22 protein-coding genes and 3 tRNA genes are annotated in these 20,171 nt (G+C 69.2%); 9 read left to right on the top strand and 16 right to left on the bottom strand.

Annotated elements, in window-relative coordinates:
• Positions 1-21: 21 nt before the first annotated feature.
• The 9 genes from JOE67_RS10675 to hpt all read right to left on the bottom strand — a co-directional run bounded on the left by JOE67_RS10675 (position 22) and on the right by hpt (position 7,861).
• Positions 22-1,692: a PH domain-containing protein gene (locus JOE67_RS10675; RefSeq protein ID WP_338041581.1), complete on the bottom strand. Its 1,671-nt coding sequence runs from the start codon at positions 1,690-1,692 to the stop codon at positions 22-24.
• Positions 1,689-2,228, bottom strand: a complete 540-nt coding sequence (locus JOE67_RS10670) for a PH domain-containing protein (protein WP_239528577.1) — start codon at positions 2,226-2,228, stop codon at positions 1,689-1,691. The genes JOE67_RS10675 and JOE67_RS10670 overlap by 4 nt, the downstream gene beginning before the upstream one ends.
• 250 nt (positions 2,229-2,478) lie before the next feature.
• Complete coding sequence (locus tag JOE67_RS10665; RefSeq protein WP_204975546.1) at positions 2,479-2,943, bottom strand: DUF3180 domain-containing protein; 465 nt, start codon at positions 2,941-2,943, stop codon at positions 2,479-2,481.
• On the bottom strand, positions 2,940-3,479 hold the full coding sequence (gene folK, locus JOE67_RS10660) for a 2-amino-4-hydroxy-6-hydroxymethyldihydropteridine diphosphokinase (RefSeq protein WP_204975545.1): 540 nt from the start codon (positions 3,477-3,479) through the stop codon (positions 2,940-2,942). Before folK ends, JOE67_RS10665 begins: the two co-directional genes overlap by 4 nt.
• On the bottom strand, positions 3,479-3,847 hold the full coding sequence (gene folB / locus JOE67_RS10655) for a dihydroneopterin aldolase (RefSeq protein ID WP_204975544.1): 369 nt from the start codon (positions 3,845-3,847) through the stop codon (positions 3,479-3,481). Before folB ends, folK begins: the two co-directional genes overlap by 1 nt.
• A gap of 1 nt (position 3,848) precedes the next feature.
• Complete coding sequence (folP, locus tag JOE67_RS10650) at positions 3,849-4,643, bottom strand: dihydropteroate synthase (protein WP_204975543.1); 795 nt, start codon at positions 4,641-4,643, stop codon at positions 3,849-3,851.
• Entirely contained in the window at positions 4,640-5,230 is a 591-nt protein-coding gene (gene folE, locus JOE67_RS10645; protein ID WP_204975542.1) for a GTP cyclohydrolase I FolE, read from the bottom strand. The genes folP and folE overlap by 4 nt, the downstream gene beginning before the upstream one ends.
• A 1-nt stretch (position 5,231) precedes the next feature.
• Positions 5,232-7,238 carry an ATP-dependent zinc metalloprotease FtsH gene (gene ftsH / locus JOE67_RS10640; RefSeq protein ID WP_239528093.1) on the bottom strand — a complete coding sequence of 669 codons (2,007 nt, stop codon included), beginning with the start codon at positions 7,236-7,238 and terminating at the stop codon, positions 5,232-5,234.
• Positions 7,239-7,309: 71 nt separating this feature from the next.
• Positions 7,310-7,861: a hypoxanthine phosphoribosyltransferase gene (gene hpt / locus JOE67_RS10635; RefSeq protein ID WP_204975541.1), complete on the bottom strand. Its 552-nt coding sequence runs from the start codon at positions 7,859-7,861 to the stop codon at positions 7,310-7,312.
• An 84-nt stretch (positions 7,862-7,945) separates the two neighbouring features.
• Between hpt and JOE67_RS15690 the strand changes: the two genes are divergently transcribed.
• A complete protein-coding gene (locus tag JOE67_RS15690; RefSeq protein ID WP_204975540.1) occupies positions 7,946-8,533 on the top strand; it encodes a DUF937 domain-containing protein in 588 nt (195 codons plus the stop codon).
• 94 nt (positions 8,534-8,627) lie between these two features.
• On the opposite strand, the gene JOE67_RS10625 is transcribed toward JOE67_RS15690, so the two are convergent.
• The gene (locus tag JOE67_RS10625; RefSeq protein ID WP_204975539.1) at positions 8,628-9,188 is read right to left on the bottom strand and encodes a TetR/AcrR family transcriptional regulator; all 561 of its coding nucleotides are present in this window, start codon (positions 9,186-9,188) and stop codon (positions 8,628-8,630) included.
• 82 nt (positions 9,189-9,270) lie between these two features.
• Here JOE67_RS10625 and JOE67_RS10620 point away from each other — a divergent pair, with 82 nt between their 5' ends.
• On the top strand, positions 9,271-9,729 hold the full coding sequence (locus JOE67_RS10620) for a DoxX family protein (protein WP_239528091.1): 459 nt from the start codon (positions 9,271-9,273) through the stop codon (positions 9,727-9,729).
• A gap of 40 nt (positions 9,730-9,769) precedes the next feature.
• Here JOE67_RS10620 and tilS read toward each other — a convergent pair whose 3' ends face one another.
• From tilS to JOE67_RS10605, 3 genes are all read right to left on the bottom strand, one after another.
• On the bottom strand, positions 9,770-10,765 hold the full coding sequence (tilS, locus tag JOE67_RS10615; RefSeq protein WP_204975538.1) for a tRNA lysidine(34) synthetase TilS: 996 nt from the start codon (positions 10,763-10,765) through the stop codon (positions 9,770-9,772).
• 123 nt (positions 10,766-10,888) lie between these two features.
• Positions 10,889-11,683: a 3-hydroxybutyrate dehydrogenase gene (locus tag JOE67_RS10610; protein ID WP_204975537.1), complete on the bottom strand. Its 795-nt coding sequence runs from the start codon at positions 11,681-11,683 to the stop codon at positions 10,889-10,891.
• 42 nt (positions 11,684-11,725) lie between these two features.
• Positions 11,726-13,120: an MFS transporter gene (locus tag JOE67_RS10605; protein WP_204975536.1), complete on the bottom strand. Its 1,395-nt coding sequence runs from the start codon at positions 13,118-13,120 to the stop codon at positions 11,726-11,728.
• 107 nt (positions 13,121-13,227) lie between these two features.
• On the opposite strand from JOE67_RS10605, the gene JOE67_RS10600 reads away from it, so the two are divergent.
• Entirely contained in the window at positions 13,228-14,160 is a 933-nt protein-coding gene (locus JOE67_RS10600) for a LysR family transcriptional regulator (RefSeq protein WP_239528089.1), read from the top strand.
• A 42-nt stretch (positions 14,161-14,202) separates the two neighbouring features.
• The gene (gene ppa, locus JOE67_RS10595) at positions 14,203-14,694 is read left to right on the top strand and encodes an inorganic diphosphatase (protein WP_204975534.1); all 492 of its coding nucleotides are present in this window, start codon (positions 14,203-14,205) and stop codon (positions 14,692-14,694) included.
• Between the two features lie 72 nt (positions 14,695-14,766).
• Here the strand turns inward: ppa and JOE67_RS15780 are convergent, their stop codons facing one another.
• The gene (locus JOE67_RS15780; protein WP_204975533.1) at positions 14,767-16,167 is read right to left on the bottom strand and encodes a peptidoglycan DD-metalloendopeptidase family protein; all 1,401 of its coding nucleotides are present in this window, start codon (positions 16,165-16,167) and stop codon (positions 14,767-14,769) included.
• 231 nt (positions 16,168-16,398) lie between these two features.
• Between JOE67_RS15780 and JOE67_RS10585 the strand changes: the two genes are divergently transcribed.
• The 4 genes from JOE67_RS10585 (at position 16,399) to JOE67_RS10570 (ending at position 18,085) form a co-directional block, all read left to right on the top strand.
• Positions 16,399-16,471: transfer RNA gene (locus tag JOE67_RS10585), tRNA-Glu, on the top strand.
• A 26-nt stretch (positions 16,472-16,497) separates the two neighbouring features.
• A tRNA-Asp gene (locus tag JOE67_RS10580) sits at positions 16,498-16,571 on the top strand.
• Positions 16,572-16,640: 69 nt separating this feature from the next.
• Positions 16,641-16,713 (top strand) — tRNA-Phe (locus JOE67_RS10575).
• 289 nt (positions 16,714-17,002) lie between these two features.
• The gene (locus JOE67_RS10570) at positions 17,003-18,085 is read left to right on the top strand and encodes an acyltransferase family protein (RefSeq protein WP_204975532.1); all 1,083 of its coding nucleotides are present in this window, start codon (positions 17,003-17,005) and stop codon (positions 18,083-18,085) included.
• A gap of 21 nt (positions 18,086-18,106) precedes the next feature.
• Here the strand turns inward: JOE67_RS10570 and JOE67_RS10565 are convergent, their stop codons facing one another.
• On the bottom strand, positions 18,107-18,331 hold the full coding sequence (locus tag JOE67_RS10565) for a hypothetical protein (RefSeq protein WP_204975531.1): 225 nt from the start codon (positions 18,329-18,331) through the stop codon (positions 18,107-18,109).
• 165 nt (positions 18,332-18,496) lie between these two features.
• Between JOE67_RS10565 and JOE67_RS10560 the strand changes: the two genes are divergently transcribed.
• Positions 18,497-19,612 carry an alcohol dehydrogenase catalytic domain-containing protein gene (locus tag JOE67_RS10560; protein ID WP_204975530.1) on the top strand — a complete coding sequence of 372 codons (1,116 nt, stop codon included), beginning with the start codon at positions 18,497-18,499 and terminating at the stop codon, positions 19,610-19,612.
• A 28-nt stretch (positions 19,613-19,640) separates the two neighbouring features.
• Here the strand turns inward: JOE67_RS10560 and JOE67_RS10555 are convergent, their stop codons facing one another.
• On the bottom strand, positions 19,641-20,114 hold the full coding sequence (locus tag JOE67_RS10555; protein WP_204975529.1) for an SRPBCC family protein: 474 nt from the start codon (positions 20,112-20,114) through the stop codon (positions 19,641-19,643).
• Positions 20,115-20,171 lie beyond the last annotated feature (57 nt).

Below are 20,171 nucleotides of genomic sequence, written 5' to 3'. Positions count from 1 at the left end.
GGCGCGGCATCCGCCGGCGGGTCAGGCTTCGGTGGCCTGCTGCCACTCCGCCCAGCGGTGGGTCCGATCGTTCGACGCGGCGTGCGCCGCCGCGCGGCTGACGCCGTCGAGCAGCGCGATCGCGTCGTCGCGCTCCAGGCCAGACAGGTGTCCGGTGACCGGGCCGGTCACCGAGTGGACCTGTCCGCGCGAGACCCGCTGCAGTCGCTCGAGGGGGCTCTGCGAGATCGAGACGCTCTGCAGGCGCGCGAGCGGGAAGACGGCGAGACGGCGCCAGAGGAAGCCGCGCCGCACCAGCAGCGCGTGCTCGGTGAGGCGGTAGCCGTGACGCTTCCACGACAGGGGGCGACGCCAGGCGGCACGTGCCGGGATGGTCTTGTACGGGTCATCGGCGACGGGTCCTGTGACACCGCTCTCCCACATCGCCGCGATCTCGTGCGGCGGGATGCCAGGCATCACCAGGCCGAGCACGCGCTCTACGTCGGCGCGGCGCCCCACCGGCAGCACGATGCTGAACTGCTGCGCATTGCCCGAGCTCTGCTGAGCGGCGCTCTTTCCCGTCATCCGGTTGATCTTCACCGTCCACCAGCCGAACGGCCGCCACAGCAGCGACTGCGACACCTCGACCGCGAAGATGCGGCCTGGAGGCAGCGTCTCGGTCACCGTCGTCAGCAGGCCGAAGGTGATGCGCACACCGTCGGGGGTCGACGCGATCGAATAGCGCAGCGACTTCGAGATCTGCGCCCAGGTGATGCCGACCACGGCGATGACGAGCGGGATGCCCATGCCGAGGCCCAAGCCGACCAGGCCCAGCGCGATGTCGGCCGGGTTCTCACCGTCTGCGGTCATGCCGAGGTACATCGCACTGATCGAGATGACGAAGATCGCGCCGAAGAACAGGAACCAGAGCACGCCGATGACCAGCTGCGAGCCGATCAGGCGGCCGGTCGGGATCTTCACGACGCTCTCGGGCGCGACGTCGGCGAGATCGACGCCTTCGATCAGCCCGGAGACTCCCGCGTTCATCGATCCGACGATCTGCTCACGGGTCGTCTGCTGCGGCGCGGACCCGGATGCCACCAGGCGCGCGCTCCTGGCCCCAGCTGCGAGCCGGAGGATGTCGGCGCGCACCGCCTCGGCCTTCGGGGTCGACAGGTACTCGAGCGGCACGTTCGCGTCGTTGCCCGCCCCGACCACCTCGAGCTTGGCGAGTCCGATCAGCCGGGCGGGGAACGGGCGGGTCAGGTTGACGCCCTGGACGCGATCGAGCGGGGCTCGGCGGTGCGAGCGGAACAGCAGGCCCTTGCGGACCTCGACGTGGTGGCCGGTGATGCGGAACTGCTGGAAGCGCCAGAGGAACCAGAAGATGGCGACGAGCAGCACGACCAGACCGAGCACGGCGGCCAGCGCCAGCAGCACGAGGTTGTTCTCGAGCACCCAGTCGACGGGGTCGCCGCTCTGCGTGACGTACCCGGCCTCGGCGGGCGCGAAGAGCTTCACCACCCATCCGATGACCTTGTCGCGCATGTTCGAGATGACGATTCCGGCCACCACCAGCAGAGCGAGGCCACCCTTGAACAGTGGCGTCAGCGGATGCATCCGGTGCCACTCGCCGTCGGCAAGCGACGACGAGCCGCCGTCGGGCAGCGTCTCGGGTGCCGACACGGCGTCGAAAGCTCCGGGCGTGCTCACAGGCCGGTCCGCCTGGTCTCGGCCACCTCGATGAGGGTGTCGCGCAGCGCCTCGGCGGCGCCCTGCGTGAGCCCGGGGATCTGCACGCCGGTCGCCGCCGCAGCGGTGACCATCTTCAGCTGCGCGAGACCGAAGATGCGGTCGAGCGGACCCTGCGTGATGTCGACGAGCTGCATGCGGCCGTACGGCACGGCGACCATCCGCTGCCAGAGGATGCCGCGGCGGAAGACCACGTCATCGGCGCGCAGCATGTAGCCGAGCGCCTTCGCCTGGCGGGGCAGGATGGCGAGGGTGATCAGGTTGATCGCGATGAACGCCCCGGCGGGGATCCAGACCCAGGTCTGCTCGAACATCGTGGCGGCGACGACGGCCGCAATCGCGACGAGGACGATGACGATCGCGTACTGCACGAACTGCGAGACGACGTACCGCGGTGAGATCTGATGCCACGCGCCGTCGAGCGCGAGCGCAGCGGCGCTGCGCGGCGTGCGGATGCCCGTGTAGGTGCCCTCGTCGAGCACGGCGGGGGCGATCAGCGGGGACGCAGGCGCGGCCTGCGGAGCGGCAGGCGCGGGCTGCGGAGCGGCGGGCGCGGGAGGCGGCGCCGGTTGCGCGGCAGACGGAGCGGGAGGCGCAGGCTGGGCGGCAGGCAGAGGCGGTGCTGCCGGAGCAGCGGGCTGCGCGCCAGGAGCAGGTGGCATCGGCGGGGCCGGAGGAGCGGATGCCGGAGCCGCGGACGTCACCGGAGGCGCAGGGTTCTCCGCAGGCGGGGCGAACGGGTTCGGCTCACGGGGCGGGTTCGTCTGGCTGTCGCTCATCAGGATCCTTCGGCAGTGTGCAGAACTGTTCCGCGATGAGCGCCACCCCGACCAGCAGCGCCGCGCCGATGATGAGGGCGATCATCGCCACCACCGACCCTACCGGCGCAGGCACGGGCCGCGTGGCCAGAAACAGCAGCAGCCCCGCGCCGAAGCCGGCCATGATCGCGCCGAGCAGGCTCGACGCCCTTGCGAGCGTGGCTGCCCGCAGGGCCCGGAACGGATCGATGCGCTGCCCGCCGCGGGTGCTGCGGCGCACCGGCCACGCCAGCAGCAGCACGGCGATCGCGATGAGCACGAGAAGAACCGGCAGGAAGCCCGAGGGGGTGAACGTGGCCCGCCCGGTCACGGTGAGCAGATGATCGAAGGCGAAGCCGGCGCCCGTCGACAGCAGCGCGAGCACGAAGAGCAGTGCTCCTGATGTGCGCTTCATCGGTCCTCCGACGCGCGCAACCGCCGCACGAGCTCGTCGACGCGTCCGGCGCCCGGCAGCACGGCGTCGGGATCGACGCTCAGCCAAGGTTCGAGCACGAACAGCCGCTCGGCTGCCCTGGGATGCGGCACCTGCAGGTGCTCGGCGTCGCTGGCGAAGTCGCCGTAGGCGATCAGGTCGAGGTCGAGGGTGCGGTCACCCCAGCGCTCGAGGCGCACCCGGCCCTGCTCCTCCTCCACCGCGTGCAGCATGCCGAGCAGCACCTGCGGAGCGAGGCGAGTGGTCATCAGAGCCACCGCGTTGAGGTACGGCGGGGCGTCGTGATCGGGGCCGTCGGGCTTCACGGCGACGGTCTCGATCGGGTCCGACATGACGAGGTCGTCGACGAGCGGCAGGCGGCGCAGCCGCTCGGCCGCCGCACGCAGCATCTCGCCGCGGTCGCCCTCGTTCGATCCGAGTGCGATCACGGCGACCTGCGGTTCGCGTCCCGGCCGCGGGTCGGGAAGGTCGGAGAGGTGGGTGAGCCGCCGGTCCATCACGCGTGTCCTCTGCGGATCGTCACCGACACGTCGGCGAAGGTCTGCTCGATCGGCGCATGCGGCTTGTGCACGGTGACGGTCACGTTCTGCACACGGGCGTCTTCGAGCGCCGCGTCGGCGATGCGCTGTGCCAGCGTCTCGATCAGATTCACCGGTTCGCCGGACACGATGCCGGCCACCCTGTCCGCCAGCTCGCCGTAGTGCACGGTGTCGACGACGTCGTCTGACGCCGCGGCCGCCGAGAGCGACAGCTGCAGAGCGAGGTCGATCGTGAACTCCTGACCCTGCCGCCGCTCGAAGTCGAAGACCCCGTGATACCCGAACACGGTCAGCCCTGTGAGGGTGATCTCGTCGACAGCGCTCATCTCAGGCTCCATCCCATGCGGCGCTGACGGCCAGCGCATCGCGGGTCGACGCGACATCGTGCACCCGCACCGCCCAGGCGCCGGCCCGCGCCGCGAGGGCGCTGGTCACGGCGGTCGCGAGGTCGCGGCGCTCCTGATCGGCCTCTCCCCCGAGGGTCTCGGAGAGGAACCGCTTGCGAGACGTGCCGACGAGCACCCGATGGCCGAGGCCGATGATCTCGTCGAGACCGCGCAGCACCTCCCAGTTCTGCGCCCCCGACTTCGCGAAGCCGATACCGGGGTCGAGGATCACGCGCGACGGCGCGATGCCCGCGATCGCGGCCGCAGTGACCCGGTCGCGCAACTCGGATGCCACCTCGCGCGCGATCCGCGCGTATTGTGCCCGCGCGTACATGTCGTCCGACGGGCCGCGCCAATGACCGATCGCGATATCGGCATCCAGGTCGGCGACGATCGCGAGCATCCGCTCGTCGGCCAATCCGCCTGAGACGTCGTTCACGATGCGCGTCCCCGCCTTCACCGCGGCTGCGGCGGTGTCGGCGTTGAGGGTGTCGATAGAGGTCGGGATGCCCTCGGCCGAAAGCGCCTCGATCACCGGAAGGACACGACGCTGCTCCTCTGCGCTGCCGATGCGCTCGGCGCCGGGGCGCGTGGACTCGCCGCCCACGTCGATGATGCCCGCTCCCTGCGCGCGCATCGCACGGGCGCGGGCGAGGGCGATGTCGAGATCGAGGTAGCGCCCGCCGTCGCTGAACGAGTCGGGCGTGATGTTCAGGATGCCCCAGATGCCGGTCACGGCTGCCCGCCGCCGATCAGCGCGATGAGCTCGGCGCGGGCCGCGGGCTCGGTGAACTCGCCACGAGCGGCGATGGTCACCGTCGTCGCGAGCGGCTGCCGGCCGCCGCGCATCGTCACGCACCCGTGCGACGCATCGAGCACGACGAGCACGCCCCTGGTGTCGAGGTTCTCGGCGATGGCATCCGCGACCTGCTCGCCCAGACGCTCCTGCACCTGCGGGCGGGTCGCCAGGGTCTCGACGACCTTCACCAGCGCGCCCAGGCCGACGACCTGCTCGCCGGGCAGGTACGCGATGTGCGCGACACCGGCGAAAGGCAGCAGATGGTGCTCGCACACCGAGCGGAAGCGGATGTCGCGCAGCAGCACCGCCCCCGATGGCAGGGTGTCGGGGGCAGGGCCCCGCGAGACGCTGATGGTTCGCGCGAGATGACTCGCGGGGTCTTCGCCGACGCCGGCGAAGAACTCCGCATACAGCTCGGCCATCCGCGCCGGAGTCTGCGTCAGCCCCGGCCGGTCCGGATCCTCGCCGATCGCCTCGAGCAGTTCGCGGGTGAGCCGCTCGACGCGCGCCCTGTCGACGCTCACGTCACGCCGTCGCCGGCCGGGCCTGCCCGCCGGTCGCGGGCGAGCCGGAGGTACGAGCCCGGTCGCCCGGCTGCGCGGTCTGCGCGGCGACGCCCTCTTCGACACGACGGGGCACCGCGATCGGGGGAAGGCTCGAAACAGGACGCTCCTCGCTCGAGAGCCACTGAGGACGCTCGGGAAGCTTGCGCACCTCGGTGAAGATCTCGGCGATCTGGTTGTGGTCGAGGGTCTCCTCTTCGAGCAGCGCGAGCGCCAGCCGGTCGAGGATGTCGCGGTTCTCGCTGATCACCTTGTAGGCCTCGTTATGCGCCTGCTCGATCAGCGCGCGCACCTGCTCGTCGACGGCCTCGGCGACCTTGTCGGAGTAGTCGCGACCGCGGTTCATGTCGCGCGCGACGAACATCTCGCCGCCCTCGGAGCCCAGCTTGACGGGGCCGACCTGCGCGGTCATGCCGTACTCGGTGACCATCTTGCGGGCGATGCTGGTCGCCTTCTCGATGTCGTTCGAGGCGCCCGTGGTGGGATCGTGGAAGACGATCTCCTCCGCGACGCGGCCGCCCATCGCATAGGTCAGCTGGTCCTGCAGCTCGTTGCGGGTGACCGAGTACTTGTCGTCGATGGGCAGCACCATCGTGTAGCCGAGGGCCTTGCCGCGCGGAAGGATCGTGATCTTGGTGACCGGGTCGGTGTAGTTCATCGCCGCCGCGGCGAGGGCGTGACCGCCCTCGTGGTACGCGGTGATCAGCTTCTCCTTGTCCTTCATCACGCGGGTGCGGCGCTGCGGGCCGGCGATCACGCGATCGATGGCCTCGTCGAGAGCGCGGTTGTCGATCAGCTGCGCGTTCGAGCGGGCGGTCAGCAGGGCCGCCTCGTTGAGCACGTTCGCGAGATCGGCACCGGTGAAGCCGGGCGTCTTGCGGGCCACGACCTCGAGGTCGACCGACTGCGAGAGCGGCTTGCCCTTCGCGTGCACCTGGAGGATGTGCTGACGGCCCTTCAGGTCAGGAGCGTCGACCCCGATCTGGCGGTCGAAGCGACCGGGGCGGAGCAGCGCGGGGTCGAGGATGTCGGGACGGTTCGTCGCGGCGATCACGATGACGTTCGCGTTCGGGTCGAAGCCGTCCATCTCGACGAGCATCTGGTTGAGCGTCTGCTCGCGCTCGTCGTTGCCGCCGCCGAGGCCTGCGCCGCGGTGGCGCCCGACCGCGTCGATCTCGTCGATGAAGATGATCGCGGGGGCGTTCTCCTTCGCCTGCGTGAACAGGTCGCGAACGCGGGACGCGCCGACGCCGACGAACATCTCGACGAAGTCGGAACCGGAGATGGAGTAGAAGGGGGCGCCGGCCTCACCGGCGACCGCACGCGCGAGCAGCGTCTTTCCCGTGCCGGGAGGGCCGTACAGCAGCACGCCCTTCGGGATGCGGGCGCCGATCGCCTGGAACTTGCCCGGATCCTGCAGGAACTCCTTGATCTCGTGCAGCTCCTCGATGGCCTCGTCGGCACCGGCGACGTCGGCGAAGGTGACCGTCGGGGTCTCCTTGCTGACGAGCTTGGCCTTCGACTTGCCGAACTGCATGACCTTGCTACCGCCGCCCTGCATCGACGAGAGCAGCCACCAGAACAGCAGACCCAGCAGCACGAGCGGCAGGAGCAGCGAGAGGAAGCCGTCGAACCAGGTGGCGCGCGGCACGACGTCGTTCGCGTCCTTGGCCTTGATCTCGGCGCCGTCGATGGCCTCGACGACCTGGTCGGCCCGCGCCTCGACGTAGTAGAACTGGACGTTCTTGGCGCCCTCGAACTCCTTCGAGAGCGTGAGGTCGACCCGCTGGTCGCCGTCGGTGTTCACGACCTTCGTCACAGTGTCGCCGTCGAGCAGCTCGAGGCCCTGCTGCACGGTGACCTGCTTGGGCGCCGAGAGGTTCGAGATCAGCAGGAAACCGGCGAAGAGCAGTGCGCCGATCAACGCGACGTAGATCAGCGGATTGCGGGAGACCTTCTTGACATCCATGATGCGTTCAGCGTACCGCCCGGTGTTCAGGCGTCCGCTGTGCGTTCACCCTCGGCGGAACGGCGATGGCCTCAGCTGTAGACGTGCGGCGCCAGCACGGCGACGTCGCGAAGGTTGCGGTAGCTCTCGGCGTAGTCGAGGCCGTAGCCGACGACGAACTCGTTCGGGATGTCGAACCCGACGTACTTGCAGTCGATCTGCACCTTCGCGGCCTCGGGCTTGCGCAGCAGCGCGAGCACCTCGATCGACTCGGCCCCGCGGGACTCGAAGTTCTCGAGCAGCCAGCTGAGGGTGAGACCCGAGTCGATGATGTCCTCGACGATCAGCACGTGCTTGCCGTGCAGGTCGGTGTCGAGGTCCTTGCGGATCTGCACCACGCCGCTGGACTTGGTGCTGGCGCCGTAGCTCGAGACCGCCATCCAGTCCATCGGGGCGTTCATCGGCAGCCGGCGCGAGAAGTCGGCCATGACCATCACCGCGCCCTTGAGCACGCCGATCAGCAGAAGGTCCTTGCCGGAGTAGTCGGTCGCCACCTGCGCAGCCAGCTCTTCGAGCTTGGCGTGGATCTGCTCCTCGGTGACGAGGATGTCGGTCAGGTCTTCCTGGATGTCGGCAGCGCGCATGGATCGATCTTAGGTCGATCGGCATGACCTTCCGCACTACTGTGTGCTGTGGAGCAGGGCTCCCGCCCTGCGGGGAAGGAACACATGAACTTCGACGAGATCCTGAAGCAGGTGCCGGTCGACGACATCGCTGAGCGCTTCGGCGTCAGCACGGATGTCGCCCGCCAGGCCGTGCAGGAAGGCGGGGCGACGCTGCTCGGCGGACTGGCCAAGAACGCCCAGACCGATGAGGGCTCCGCGGCGATCGAGAAGGCCCTGAACCGCCACGGCGGCTTCACCGGGGCCTCGAAGGTCGATGACGTCGACCAGGCCGACGGCGAGAAGATCGTGAAGCACGTCTTCGGCGAGCGCAAGGGCGAGGTCACCGAGACGCTGAACAAGAGCGAGAAGACGGCGGGCGGCATCGACTTCGGCAAGCTGCTCCCGATCCTCGCGCCGATCATCATGGGCATCATCGCCAACATGAACAAGGGCAAGTCCGGTGGAGCGGGCGGCGGGCTCGGCGACATCCTGGGCGGCCTGCTCGGCGGCGGCCAGAGCTCATCCGGCAGTGCAGGCGGCGGACTCGGCGACATCCTGGGCGGCCTGCTCGGCGGCGGCCAGAGCTCATCCGGCAGTGCAGGCGGCGGACTCGGCGACATCCTGGGTGGCCTGCTCGGCGGCAAGCGGTAGCGACAGCCGCCCTCGCGGGGCTCGCCGGGTCGCCTCGCCAGGCTGATTCGACTGCGAGCCTCGCGAGGCGAGCGCGTCCTCGCCGGACTCCGTCTCAGTCCGAGGTGCCGAACAGCTGCCGAGCGGCGGCGAGCGTGAGCGCCTCGGCATCGACGCCTGGCAGAGCGCCGGAGAGCGTCAGCCCGGCGATGCCGTGGACGACCGCCCACGCCGTGCGCCTGGCATCCGACCGCTCGATCAGTATCCGCTCGTCGGGAACAGTGCCCAGCCCCTGTTGCAGCAACGCCCCGGCCCGCTGCCGAGCGTCTCCCAGCGCGGGGTCGTCGGCATCCAGAAGCGATGTGCGGAACATCACGGAGTAGTGCCCGGGGTGCGAGACGGCGTACGCCACATAGGCGACGGCGGTCTGCGAGAAGTCGCCGCTCTGCACGGATGGGAGCAGGGCGTCGGCCAGTCCGGTGAACCCGTCCGCGGCGAGCGCGGTGAAAAGCCCTCGCCTGTCCCCGAAGTGATGCGCGGGGGCGGCGTGAGACACCCCCGCCTGCCGGGCGAGGTCCCGCATCGAGAGGGCGTCCGCGCCCTCGGCGGCGATGATCTTCGCAGCGGCCTCCAGCACCTGCGAACGAAGGTTCCCGTGGTGGTAGCGGTTCGTCATGTGCGCGAGCCCTTCCCGAACTAGTCATTGACAAGTTAGCAGACGCCTCGCAAACTTGTCACTGACTAGATGGGAGATCATCATGATGCCGTTCATCGTTCTGATCATCGTGACGCTGACGTGTGTTGCGATCGGCACCGCCGGGATCGGGTACTTCGACGGCTGGGGCGCCTGTCTCGCGGTCGGCCTCGCTGCGATGTTCCTGCTCACTGCGAGCGCTCACTTCCTGCAGCCACGGAGGGATGGGTTGATCGCGATCGTTCCGCCGCAGCTACCCCGCCCCGCGCTGCTGGTCACCGTCACCGGCGTCCTGGAGGTGCTTGGTGCAATCGGCCTGCTGGTTCCGCCGACGGTGATTCCTGGCATCCGCTTCGCCGCAGCACTCGGCCTCGCGACGCTTCTTGTGGCGATGTTCCCGGCGAACATCCGTGCGGCGGGCGCACGCCGGCATCCCGCCGCTCCGAGCACGCCGCTGGGCCTTCGCACCGCGCTGCAGGTGGCATACGTGGCTAGCGCGGTCGTGGTGGCCGCCGCGGGCTGACGGCTCTCGCCCCGACCCCGCCGTGCGGGAAGCGGTGGCATCAGCCTCGCGCAGTGAAGACGATCTGCCCGCCTGCCCGCCGCGCGGTGCACGCGGGCAGATCGATCGGCCCCTGGCCCGACCAGTCGGTCACCAGGCGAGCCACCTCGAGAGTCTGCGCCCTGGTCAGGCTCACCCCGAACTCGCTGTCGACGACGAGACGGATGACGCGGTTGCGCAGTGCCGCAGGATTCGCGGCGAGCGCGGCGACGCTCACCGAGATGCCCGCTTCGGCGTGCTCGACGATGTCTTCGATGGTCTCGTGGATCATCTCGTCGAACGCCTCGGCGTCTTCGCGCAGCTGTTCGGCGGTGCGGGCGAGTGCCTCGGCGATGCCGGGGCCGAGCTCTGCTTCGAGCAGCGGCAGCACCCGCTCGCGCGTGCGCACCCTGGCATAGCGCGGGTCGAGGTTGTGGGGGTCGTCCCAGAACTCGATTCCGGATGCTGCGCAGCACGCCCGCGTGGTGGCGCGGCGCACGGCGAGCAGCGGGCGCAGCCAGAGCATCCCGTCGTCGCTCTCGCGAACCGGCGCCATGCCCTGCAGACTCGCGGCGCCCGAACCGCGGGCGAGGCCGAGAAGCACCGTCTCGGCCTGATCGTCGAGAGTGTGCCCGAGCAGCACCGCGGCCGCGCCTTCGGCTCGGGCGATGCCGTGGATCGCTGCGTAGCGCGCGTCGCGGGCAGCGGCCTCGATCCCCGCTCCGTCGGATGCGACGGAGACCTTGGTCTGCAGGGCGTCGTGCACGCCGAGCTGCTCGGCGGCGACCGCGGCCGATGCAGCCACCGCGTCCGAGCCGTCCTGCAGCTGATGGTCGACGGTCACGCTCAGCACCGCGATGTCGAGGGCACGCGCCTCGAACACCGTCGCGGCCGTGAGCGCCAGCGAATCAGCTCCGCCCGACAGTGCGACCACGACGGTGGAGCCGGCGGGCAGCGGGCTCAGCGCGGTGCGCACGGCGCGGCGGACTTCGGCGATGGCGGGATCGAGCGAGGGCACGTCTCCACGCTAGCGCGGTCACAACTCAGGAGAATGCGGCCGTGAGGTGCCGATCCGGCCCGGAACGGCCGCGATCGGCCACGGATCTCCGGAGTTGTGAACAGCCAGGGCTCGGAAGAAACCTCAGCGGGCCGACCAGCCGCCGTCCATCGTGTAGCTCGCGCCGGTCACCATCGCGGCGTCGTCGCTCGCCAGCCACGCGACGAGCGAGGCGACCTCGGCCGGCTCGACGAGCCGCTTGATCGCGCTCTCGGTGAGCATGATGCGATCCAGGACCTCGGCCTCTGCGATGCCGTGCACCCTCGCCTGATCGGCGATCTGCTTCTCGACGAGAGGGGTGCGCACGTACCCGGGATTGACGCAGTTGCTCGTCACTCGGTGTGCGCCGCCCTCGAGCGCGGTGACCTTCGACAGCCCCTCGAGCCCGTGCTTCGCCGTGACGTACGCCGACTTGTACGGAGAGGCACGCAGGCCGTGCACGGAGGAGATGTTGATCACGCGCCCGAACCCGCGTTCGTACATGCCGGGCAGCGCCGCGCGCACGAGCAGGAACGGCACCTCGAGCATGAGGGCGAGCATGCGCCGGAAGTCATCGGGGTCGAAGTCCTCTATGGGGCTGACGTGCTGGATGCCCGCGTTGTTCACCAGGATGTCGACGCCGTCGAGCGCCTCGGCGAGCCGGTCGTCGGCGACGGCGTCGCGGTCGAGGAGGTCGACGGTCCATGGCGTGCCGCCGACCGCCGCCGCCGCTCGGCGACAGCCGTCCGCATCGCGATCCGCGACTACGACGTGGGCGCCTCGCGCGGCGAGCGCTTCGACCACGGCCAGGCCGATGCCGCTCGCGCCGCCGGTGACGAGGGCCCGACGCCCCGCGAGCGGTGTCGCGGTGACGGGCGCGGGGGCGTCGGGCTGAGTCATGTCATTCCTCCGGTGGCGGGATCTCGATCGAGCGGCGGATGCTCAGGCGCCGGCCTTCACGGCGGTGAGGCCGTGCTTCTCGGCGTCGGCCTGGTCGACCGCGAGCAGCGAGATGCCCTTGGTCTCCCGCAGCGTGATCACGGCGACGGCGGTGATCGCGCAGGCGATCGCGACGTACACGGCGACCGGCACCCACGAGCTGAACTCCTGCAGCAGCGCGGTGGCGATGATGGGCGCCAGCGACCCGGCGATGATCGAGGTCACCTGGTAGCCGAGGGAGACGCCCGAGTACCGCATGCGGGTCGGGAACATCTCGGCCATGATGGCCGGCTGACCGGCGTACATCAGGGCGTGGAAGCAGAGTCCGATGGAGACGGCCGCGATGATGATCAGCGGGTTCAGGGTGTCGAACATCGGGAAGGCGAAGAACGCCCACAGCGCGCCGAGCACGGCACCGGCGAGGTAGACCGGGCGGCGTCCGAAGCGGTCGGAGAGACGCCCTGCCTGCGGGATCACGACGAAGTGGATCGCGTGGGCCACGAGCAGCGCGAGCAGCAGCTGGCTGGTGTCGTACTCGTGCACGGTCTTCAGGTACACGATCGTGAACGACACGATGATGTAGTACAGGATGTTCTCGGCGAAGCGCAGGCCCATCGCGCCGAAGATCCCGCGCGGGTACTTCTTGACGACCTCGAGCACGCCGTACCCGGCGGCCTTGTCGGCCTCGACCTGGGCGCGCGCCTCGAGGAAGATGGGCGCCTCGCTGACGTGGGTGCGGATGTAGTAGCCGATGATCACGACGATCGCCGAGACCCAGAACGCCACGCGCCAGCCCCAGCCGAGGAACTGGTCGGCGGGCAGGATCCACGACATGCCGAGCAGCACGAGCGTGGCGAGCAGGTTGCCGACCGGCACTGCGGCCTGCGGCCAGCTGGACCAGAAGCCGCGCGAGCGGTCGGGGCTGTGCTCGGCGACGAGCAGCACGGCGCCACCCCATTCGCCGCCCACGGCGAAGCCCTGGATGAAGCGCAGCAGCACCAGCAGCGCCGGCGCCCAGTAGCCGATGGCGTTGAAGCCCGGCAGGCAGCCCATGAGGAAGGTCGCGACGCCGACGAGGATGATCGTGACCTGCAGCGTGTGCTTGCGGCCGAGGCGGTCGCCGATCTGGCCGAACACGATGCCGCCGAGCGGACGCGCGATGAAGCCGACCGCGTAGGTGAGGAACGCGGCGATGATGCCGTCGAGCTCGGTGCCGGCGTTCGGGAAGAAGTAGCTGCCGAAGATCAGCGATGCGGCGGTGGCGTAGAGGAAGAACTCGTACCACTCGACGACGGTGCCGACCATGGAGGCGGCGACGATCTTCTTCAGGCCCGAGGTCTTCCCGGTCTCGGGTCCGGCGGTGGATGTCGCGCCTGCGGCGGCGTGGGGGACGCTCATGTGCACTCCTTCGTGTGTGAGCTCGCGGTGGTCTCAGCAAGTATCGGCAGTCGACCCGGTGTGCATCAATGACCATTCCAGCAGACCTGGTGTGCAGAATTGCAGATATGAGCACCACCGCCGTCTCGCCGTCCTCACCCGACCCGCACGACCTGCTCATCCTGCTCGAGGTGTCGCGCGCAGGGCGGTTCGTCACGGCGGGCGAGACCCTCGGACTCAACCACACCACCGTGTCCCGCCGGATCACCGCGCTCGAGGGCGCGCTGGGCGGCCGCGTGCTCTCACGCGGCGCGGGCGGCTGGGAGCTCACCGACCTCGGCCGGCGCGCCGTGCGCGCCGCGGAGGACGTCGAATCCGCCATGTCGGGCATCCTGCAGAGCGACGGCCCGCTCGACCCGATCGCCGGCGTGGTGCGCATCTCGTCGACCGACGGGTTCAGCGGCTTCGTGATCGCCCCGGCCGTCGCGCAGCTGCGCCGCAGGCATCCGCGGCTCAGCGTCGAGGTCATGAACGTGACCCGGCGCGCTCTGCAGCATCGCTCCGGCCTCGACATGGAGGTCGTGGTGGGCGAGCCGCAGGTGCACCGCGCCGAGGCCATCCGCCTGGGCGAGTACGCGCTCGGCATGTACGCGTCTCACGAATACCTCGCCGAGTACGGAACCCCTTCGGGGATCGACGCCCTCGCCGATCATCCGCTGGTCTACTTCGTCGACTCGATGCTGCAGGTCGACGACCTCGACGCACCCCGCCGGCTCGTGCCTGGCATGCAGGATTCGCTGAGCTCGACCAACGTCTTCGTGCACGTCGAGGCGACGCGCGCCGGCGCGGGCATCGGCTTCCTGCCGTGCTTCCTCGCGGACCAGCATCCGGATCTCGTCCGGCTCCTGCCGGACGACTTCGACGAGCGACTCCCCTACTGGCTGGTCGTGCGGGCCGATTCGCTTCGTCAGCCGGCGGTGGCAGCGGTGGCGGATGCCCTGCGCCGGCGCACCGTCGAGGTGCAGGCTCAGCTGCTCGGCCGCTCAGGCGGGCGCGAGTAGGCTGGTCTCCGGCATCCACCCGTCTTTCAAGGAGAACAGCACATGGGCGCACACGACGCCGTCATCGAGATCCCGCGCGGCAGCCGCGTGAAGTACGAAGTCGACCACGAGACCGGTCGCGTCCACCTCGACCGCGTCCTGTACACCACCTTCGGCTACCCGGCGGACTACGGCTACTTCGACAACACCCTCGGCGAGGACGGCGACCCGCTCGACGTGCTCGTGCTGCTCGACCACGCGATCTTCCCCGGCGTCGTCGTGAACGTGCGTCCCGTCGCCGTGCTCAAGATGAGCGACGAGGCCGGTGGCGACGACAAGCTCGTGGCCGTGCTCTCGAAGGACCCGCGTTGGGCCCACATCCAGGACATCGGCGACCTGCCGGAGTACACGAAGAAGGAGATCGCGCACTTCTTCGAGCACTACAAGGACCTCGAGCCCAACAAGTGGGTCAAGGTCGACGCGTGGGGCGACGCCGCCGAGGCGCAGCGCATTCTCGACGAGGCGATCGAGCGTTTCGCGAACGACGGTCACTGAGACCTTCGCTTTCACGAGAGAACCCCCGGCCGAGCGGCCGGGGGTTCTCTCGTAAGCGGTGGGATCGCGGACTCAGAGAGCGCCGCGCCGCGACAGGAAACTGTAGGGGTCGGTCGTGCCGCCGCCTGTGTAGACCTCGAAGTGCAGGTGGCAGCCCTGCGAGGCACCGGTGTTGCCCGAGTAGCCGATGATCTGGCCGGCGCTGACGTGCTGCCCGCTGTGGACGGCGAAGTGGCTGAGGTGCGCGTAGCCGGTCGCGATCCCGTCACCGTGCTGGATGCGCACGTAGTTGCCGTAACCGCCGTTGTACCAGGCGACGTCGACACGACCCGACGATGCGGCGTAGATCGCGGCACCGCAGCCGTTCGCGAAGTCGAGTCCGCGGTGGAAGGTCGACCGGCATGTGCCGTTCACGCAACGTGGGGGCCGGGGGCCGTAGCCCGACGAGATGCGACCGCCGTGCGGCCGACGCCAGGCGCCGCTACCGGTTCCTCCACCGCCACCACCGCCGCTGGCGGGGCTGCCGCCACCGCCGCCGCCCTGGTTGTTCTTGGCGGCTTCCTCGGCGAGGCGCCGCAGACGCTCGGCCTCGGCCTTGCGTCGCGCCTCTTCGGCGGCCTTCCGCTTGCGCTCGCCCTCCTGGTAGGCGGCGACGGTCGCGGTCGTGTTGTCTTTGAGTGCGGCGAGCTGCGCCTCGAGGGTGACGAGGTTCGCCTGGCGCTCTTCGAGGGCCCTCTGCGCGGCCTCGGCCGCCTGCTGCGCGGCGATCATCTTCTGCTCGGCGACCTGCTGCAGGCGGTCGCGCTCGTCGCGAGCTGCGGATGCCTGGTTGCTGAGCGCCTGTGCGGTGTCTCGAGCCGAGGCCGCACGCTCTGCGACCGTGCGGTTGTACTCGACGAGCTTGTCCATGCTGCCGAGGCGGGCGAGCAGGTCGTCGGCGCCATCGGAGGACTCGGACAGGAACAGCTCGAGAGCCGCCTCGTCTCCGCCGCTGCGGTACAGCTGGTTGGCCGCCTGGCCCGCCTTGCGGGCGCTCTCGTCGGCGATCTTCGCCTGCTCGTCGGCCTGCGACTGCAGGTCTTCCGCCTTGGCGGCCTGGTCGAAGTAGGCCTGCTGGGCGGCGTAGAACTCGTCGCCGGCCTTGCGCGACGCGGCTTCGGCTGCGGCGGCCTGGTCTGTGAGCGTGCGGATCAGCGCCTCGATACGCGTGATCTCCGAGGCCTTCGCGGCCTCGTTCGCCTTGGCGCGCTGCACGTCGTCCCAGCTGGGGTAGTCGGCGGCCTGGGCCGTCTGACCTGCTGACGAGACACCGAACGCGGTGAGCGCGATGGCGCTCAGGGCGCCGACGGTGATCGCGCCACGGCGAGTGATCTTCGAGTTCGCCAGCACGGAGGGGCGGTCGACAGAGGGCGGCGTGCAGCCGCAGTCTTCGTCGCCTGCGGATCGGGCATCCGCAAGTCTTGCCTCGTTCACTCGGCTCCTTCCGCCGGTTTCACAGCTGTAACAGTAACAACATTCGTCACAGCTGCAACAGGTGGCGTGCCTCGCACGAGCACTCGGGTGGCACTCGGACGCACAGGCGAGACCCATCCATAGTCCCCCCGAAACGCCCGGGATGGAAGTAGAACCGCCCTGGATTTCGTTTTTGCCCGCTCTGCCCCTTATGCTTGAGCGTCGGCAAGGGAAACCTCCGGGAATCTCTTCGGCCCCATCGTTTAGCGGCCTAGGACGCCGCCCTTTCACGGCGGTAGCACGGGTTCGAATCCCGTTGGGGTCACTCTTCCGATACAATTGAAAAGTTATGGCCCTGTAGCGCAGTTGGTTAGCGTGCCGCCCTGTCACGGCGGAGGTCGCGGGTTCAAGTCCCGTCAGGGTCGCTCTGAGCGATGAGCCTTCTTTCGAGGAGGCTCTTCGTCTAGGATGCGGCAGATCATGATGTGCCGTACGGCTCTGTAGCTCAGTTGGTAGAGCGTTCGACTGAAAATCGAAAGGTCACCGGATCGATGCCGGTCGGAGCCACAAGGCTGATCATTACAATCAGCCCAGAAACCCTCGCGTAGCTTCTACATCGCGAGGGTTTTGCTTTGCCCTGGTGCGAGTGCGCGGCTGGCGACGGTAGTCACCTCAGTGATCGCCAACGCGCGAGCGGCGGAACGCACAGAACAGGCATGACCCCCGACGACGGCGAGCTCGGCGTCGCCAGCATCGCCCTCGCCGTGCGGGTTGCGGACGCCCAAATTGACGTCCACGACCACGACGGGTGCCCTCAGAACAGTAGTGACGGAGCACGCTCACTACCCTCGGCTGCATGGGGACACTCGGCACTTCGCTGGCCAGGCGGGATAACGCTCTGAATCTCGTTCGCTTGCTGCTCGCGACGTCGGTCATCGTCTGGCACACGTACCCTGTGCTCGCCGTCGAGCCAGGGTGGCCCGCGTCACTCATCGGCTCCGGCGCGGTCAACGGCTTCTTCGCGATCAGCGGCTATCTCATAGCAGGGTCGAGACTCCGTCTCCCTTTCGGCAGATACCTCTGGAAGAGATTCATCCGCATCTATCCGGGCTTCTGGGTGGCCCTTCTGATCACGGCGTTCGTGCTGGCGCCGATCGCAGGTGCGCTGACCGGCACGGCGTATTCGCTCGGCACTGGAGTCAACTACGTCGCACAGAACGTCACGTTGTGGATCGGGGAGCAGACCATCGGTCAAACGCTGACCACCGTTCCCCACGCCCAGGTGTGGAACGCATCGCTGTGGACCCTCTTCTACGAGTTCACCGCGTACCTGCTGATCGGCTTCGCGTTGAGCATCCCCTTGGTGCGGCGGCACCTGGCCTCCTTCGCGCTCGGGGCCACCGTCCTGCTGAGCATCGGTGCGGGCATGGAGGTGGGGGCGGAATGGCCCGCCCCGTTCGACCTCGCGCTCGGAGGGTTCCGGCTCTGGTCATTCTTCGCTGCCGGTGCCCTCGTCTACGCGCTGCGCGACCACGTGCGGGTGTCGCCGGCAGTCGGCGCCATCTCGTTCATAGTCCTCGTCGTCACGTATCTTGCTGGCTTTGAAGGATGGCTGAGTCCGCTGCCACTCAGCGTGTTCCTTCTGTGGCTCGGCGCTTCGCTCCCGATGCGCCTCGGATCCGTCAACGACATCTCCTATGGAATGTACGTCTACGCGTTTCCGATCCAGCAGATGCTCGTGATCCTGCTCGGCACGGAAGTGCCACCGTGGCTGTTCATGATCGCCACGGCGGCATGCACCGCCCCGTTTGCGCTGGCTTCCTGGCACCTCGTCGAGAAGCCAACGATGCGCCTCAGGTTTCCCAAGCGCTCGTCTGCCTCGTCCGTAACCAAGCGCCAGGCGACGACGACCCCTGGTCGACAGGCGCCCGCTCTATGAGCGGCCACGGGCAATCGGAGATCAGGCAGGTCCCGCGGCCTGCTTCTGGCGGCGAGCGGCGGCGCTGAGAACGACAGTCAGCACGACGAACGCGATGGTGGTGATCGTCCCCGCAGATGACAGGGCCGACCCCTGCGACGTGCCCAGTCCGACCAGGAAGCTGGCAATCACGAGACCGACGCCGACCCCGATGCCGAGGACGCCGACGACGATGGCGGCTGTGGTGAAGCGGCTGTCGGTGGGCATCAGTAGGACCTCTTGTCCTCGGTGGGCGCAGCGCAGATGTTCAAGAATGCCACCCCGATGCCGAGGATCCCAGTGATCCCACCGCGGCGACGTCCGGGGGCCGGTCTCGACATCGCGCGGCGAGCGTCTGCGCCTCCCCCGGACATCTCCGGCGAGAATCGATGCATGAAGATCACCGGAGCAGTCCTGACGAGCATCGGCGCGGAGCGCCCGTACGCCGCGAGCCGCCCTCTCGGCATCCGCACGCTCGAGCTCGATGCGCCAGGACCGGGCGAGCTGCGCATCCGCATCGAGGCCGCCGGACTCTGCCACTCCGATCTGTCTGTGGTCAACGGCACGCGTCCTCGGCCGGTTCCTATGCTGCTCGGGCACGAGGCGGCGGGGATCGTGGATGCCCTGGGCAGCGGCATCGACGACCTTGAGGTCGGCGATCGCGTCGTCACGGTGTTCCTGCCGCGCTGCGAGAGCTGCGACAACTGCCGCACCGGAGGCAAGCTGCCGTGCTCGACCGGCAGTGCGACGAACGGCGCGGGCACTCTCCCCTCCGGCGAGGTGCGACTGCACGACGAGGGCGGCTCAGCGGTCAACCATCATCTGGGCGTCTCGGGTTTCGCGACGCATGCGGTCGTCGATCGGCGCTCGGTGGTTCGGGTCGGCCATGACGTCCCGCCGGCCATCGCCGCCGTGCTCGGCTGCGCTGTGCTGACCGGGGGCGGCGCCGTGCGCAACGCCGGCGGCCTGCGTGCGGGTCAGGGCCTCATCGTCGTCGGCCTGGGCGGCGTCGGCATGTCGGCGATCCTCGTGGGGCGGGCGATCACGCAGGCGGCCGGCGGCCGGGTCATCGGCATCGACGCCAACAGCGACAAGCACGCAGCCGCCCTCGAGATGGGTGCCGACGCGGTCTACACACCGGAATCGGCGGTGGATGCCGGGATCACCGCGCCCGTCGTGGTGGAGGCCGCAGGGCATCCCCGAGCCTTCGAGACCGCGTTCCGCGTCACCGCTCCCGGCGGCACGACCGTCACCGCCGGGCTCCCCGCGCCCGGTGCCCTGTCGCAGATCGAGCCGCTCACCCTCACGGCAGAGGCGCGCACGGTCGTCGGCTCCTATCTCGGCTCGTCGATACCCGCGCAGGACATCCCTGCGTATGAGGCGCTCTGGCGCGACGGCACACTGCCCGCCGAGAAGCTCATCACCTCGACGATCGCCCTCGACGACATCAACAGGGCGCTCGACGTGCTCGACACCGGCGATGCGATCCGTCAGGTGATCCTCTTCTGACGTCGGGTCACAGCCCGGATGCGTCGGATCAGAGCCCCGCCGCGCGGCGATTGAACGACACCTGCAGAGCCTCGACGACGAGGGTGCGCTCGCGACGGGCCATCAGACGGTAGATCGGCGCAGCCAGGCGGGAGAGGCCATACACCTGCAGCCGTGCGTGATGGTGCACACGGGTGGACCGCGGACCGAGTGCCTGCAGTCGGTATCCCGGCCACCCCTCGACCTTCAGATCTCCGTGAGAGCTCGCGTCCCACCAGTGGAACGTGATCGCCGTCGGGCGCTCGAACTCGACGACCTCGCCGGGGACGTCCCCCGCGGAGGTCTCGTCGAAGTAGGTCGTCCCGAGGCCGACGGGGCCCGGTGAAGTCTGGCGCGTGCGACGCAGCAGGCTGCCGCGCTTCGGCATCCACTCCCCATAGCCGTCGATGCCGACCAGCCGATCGAAGACCTCCTCGATCGGGCCGGCGACCACCCGCACCAGGTCGAACTCGATGACGCCCATGCTTCATGGTCCTCCCGCCGTGCGCGCGGCGCAACGGCTCCCGCCCCCGATACTCTG

The sequence above is a fragment of the Microbacterium esteraromaticum genome (assembly GCF_016907315.1).
In the GTDB taxonomy this organism is placed as follows: domain Bacteria; phylum Actinomycetota; class Actinomycetes; order Actinomycetales; family Microbacteriaceae; genus Microbacterium; species Microbacterium esteraromaticum.
The sequence above is the reverse complement of the archived record's forward strand: the minus strand, read 5'-3'. Positions and strand labels throughout refer to the sequence as shown.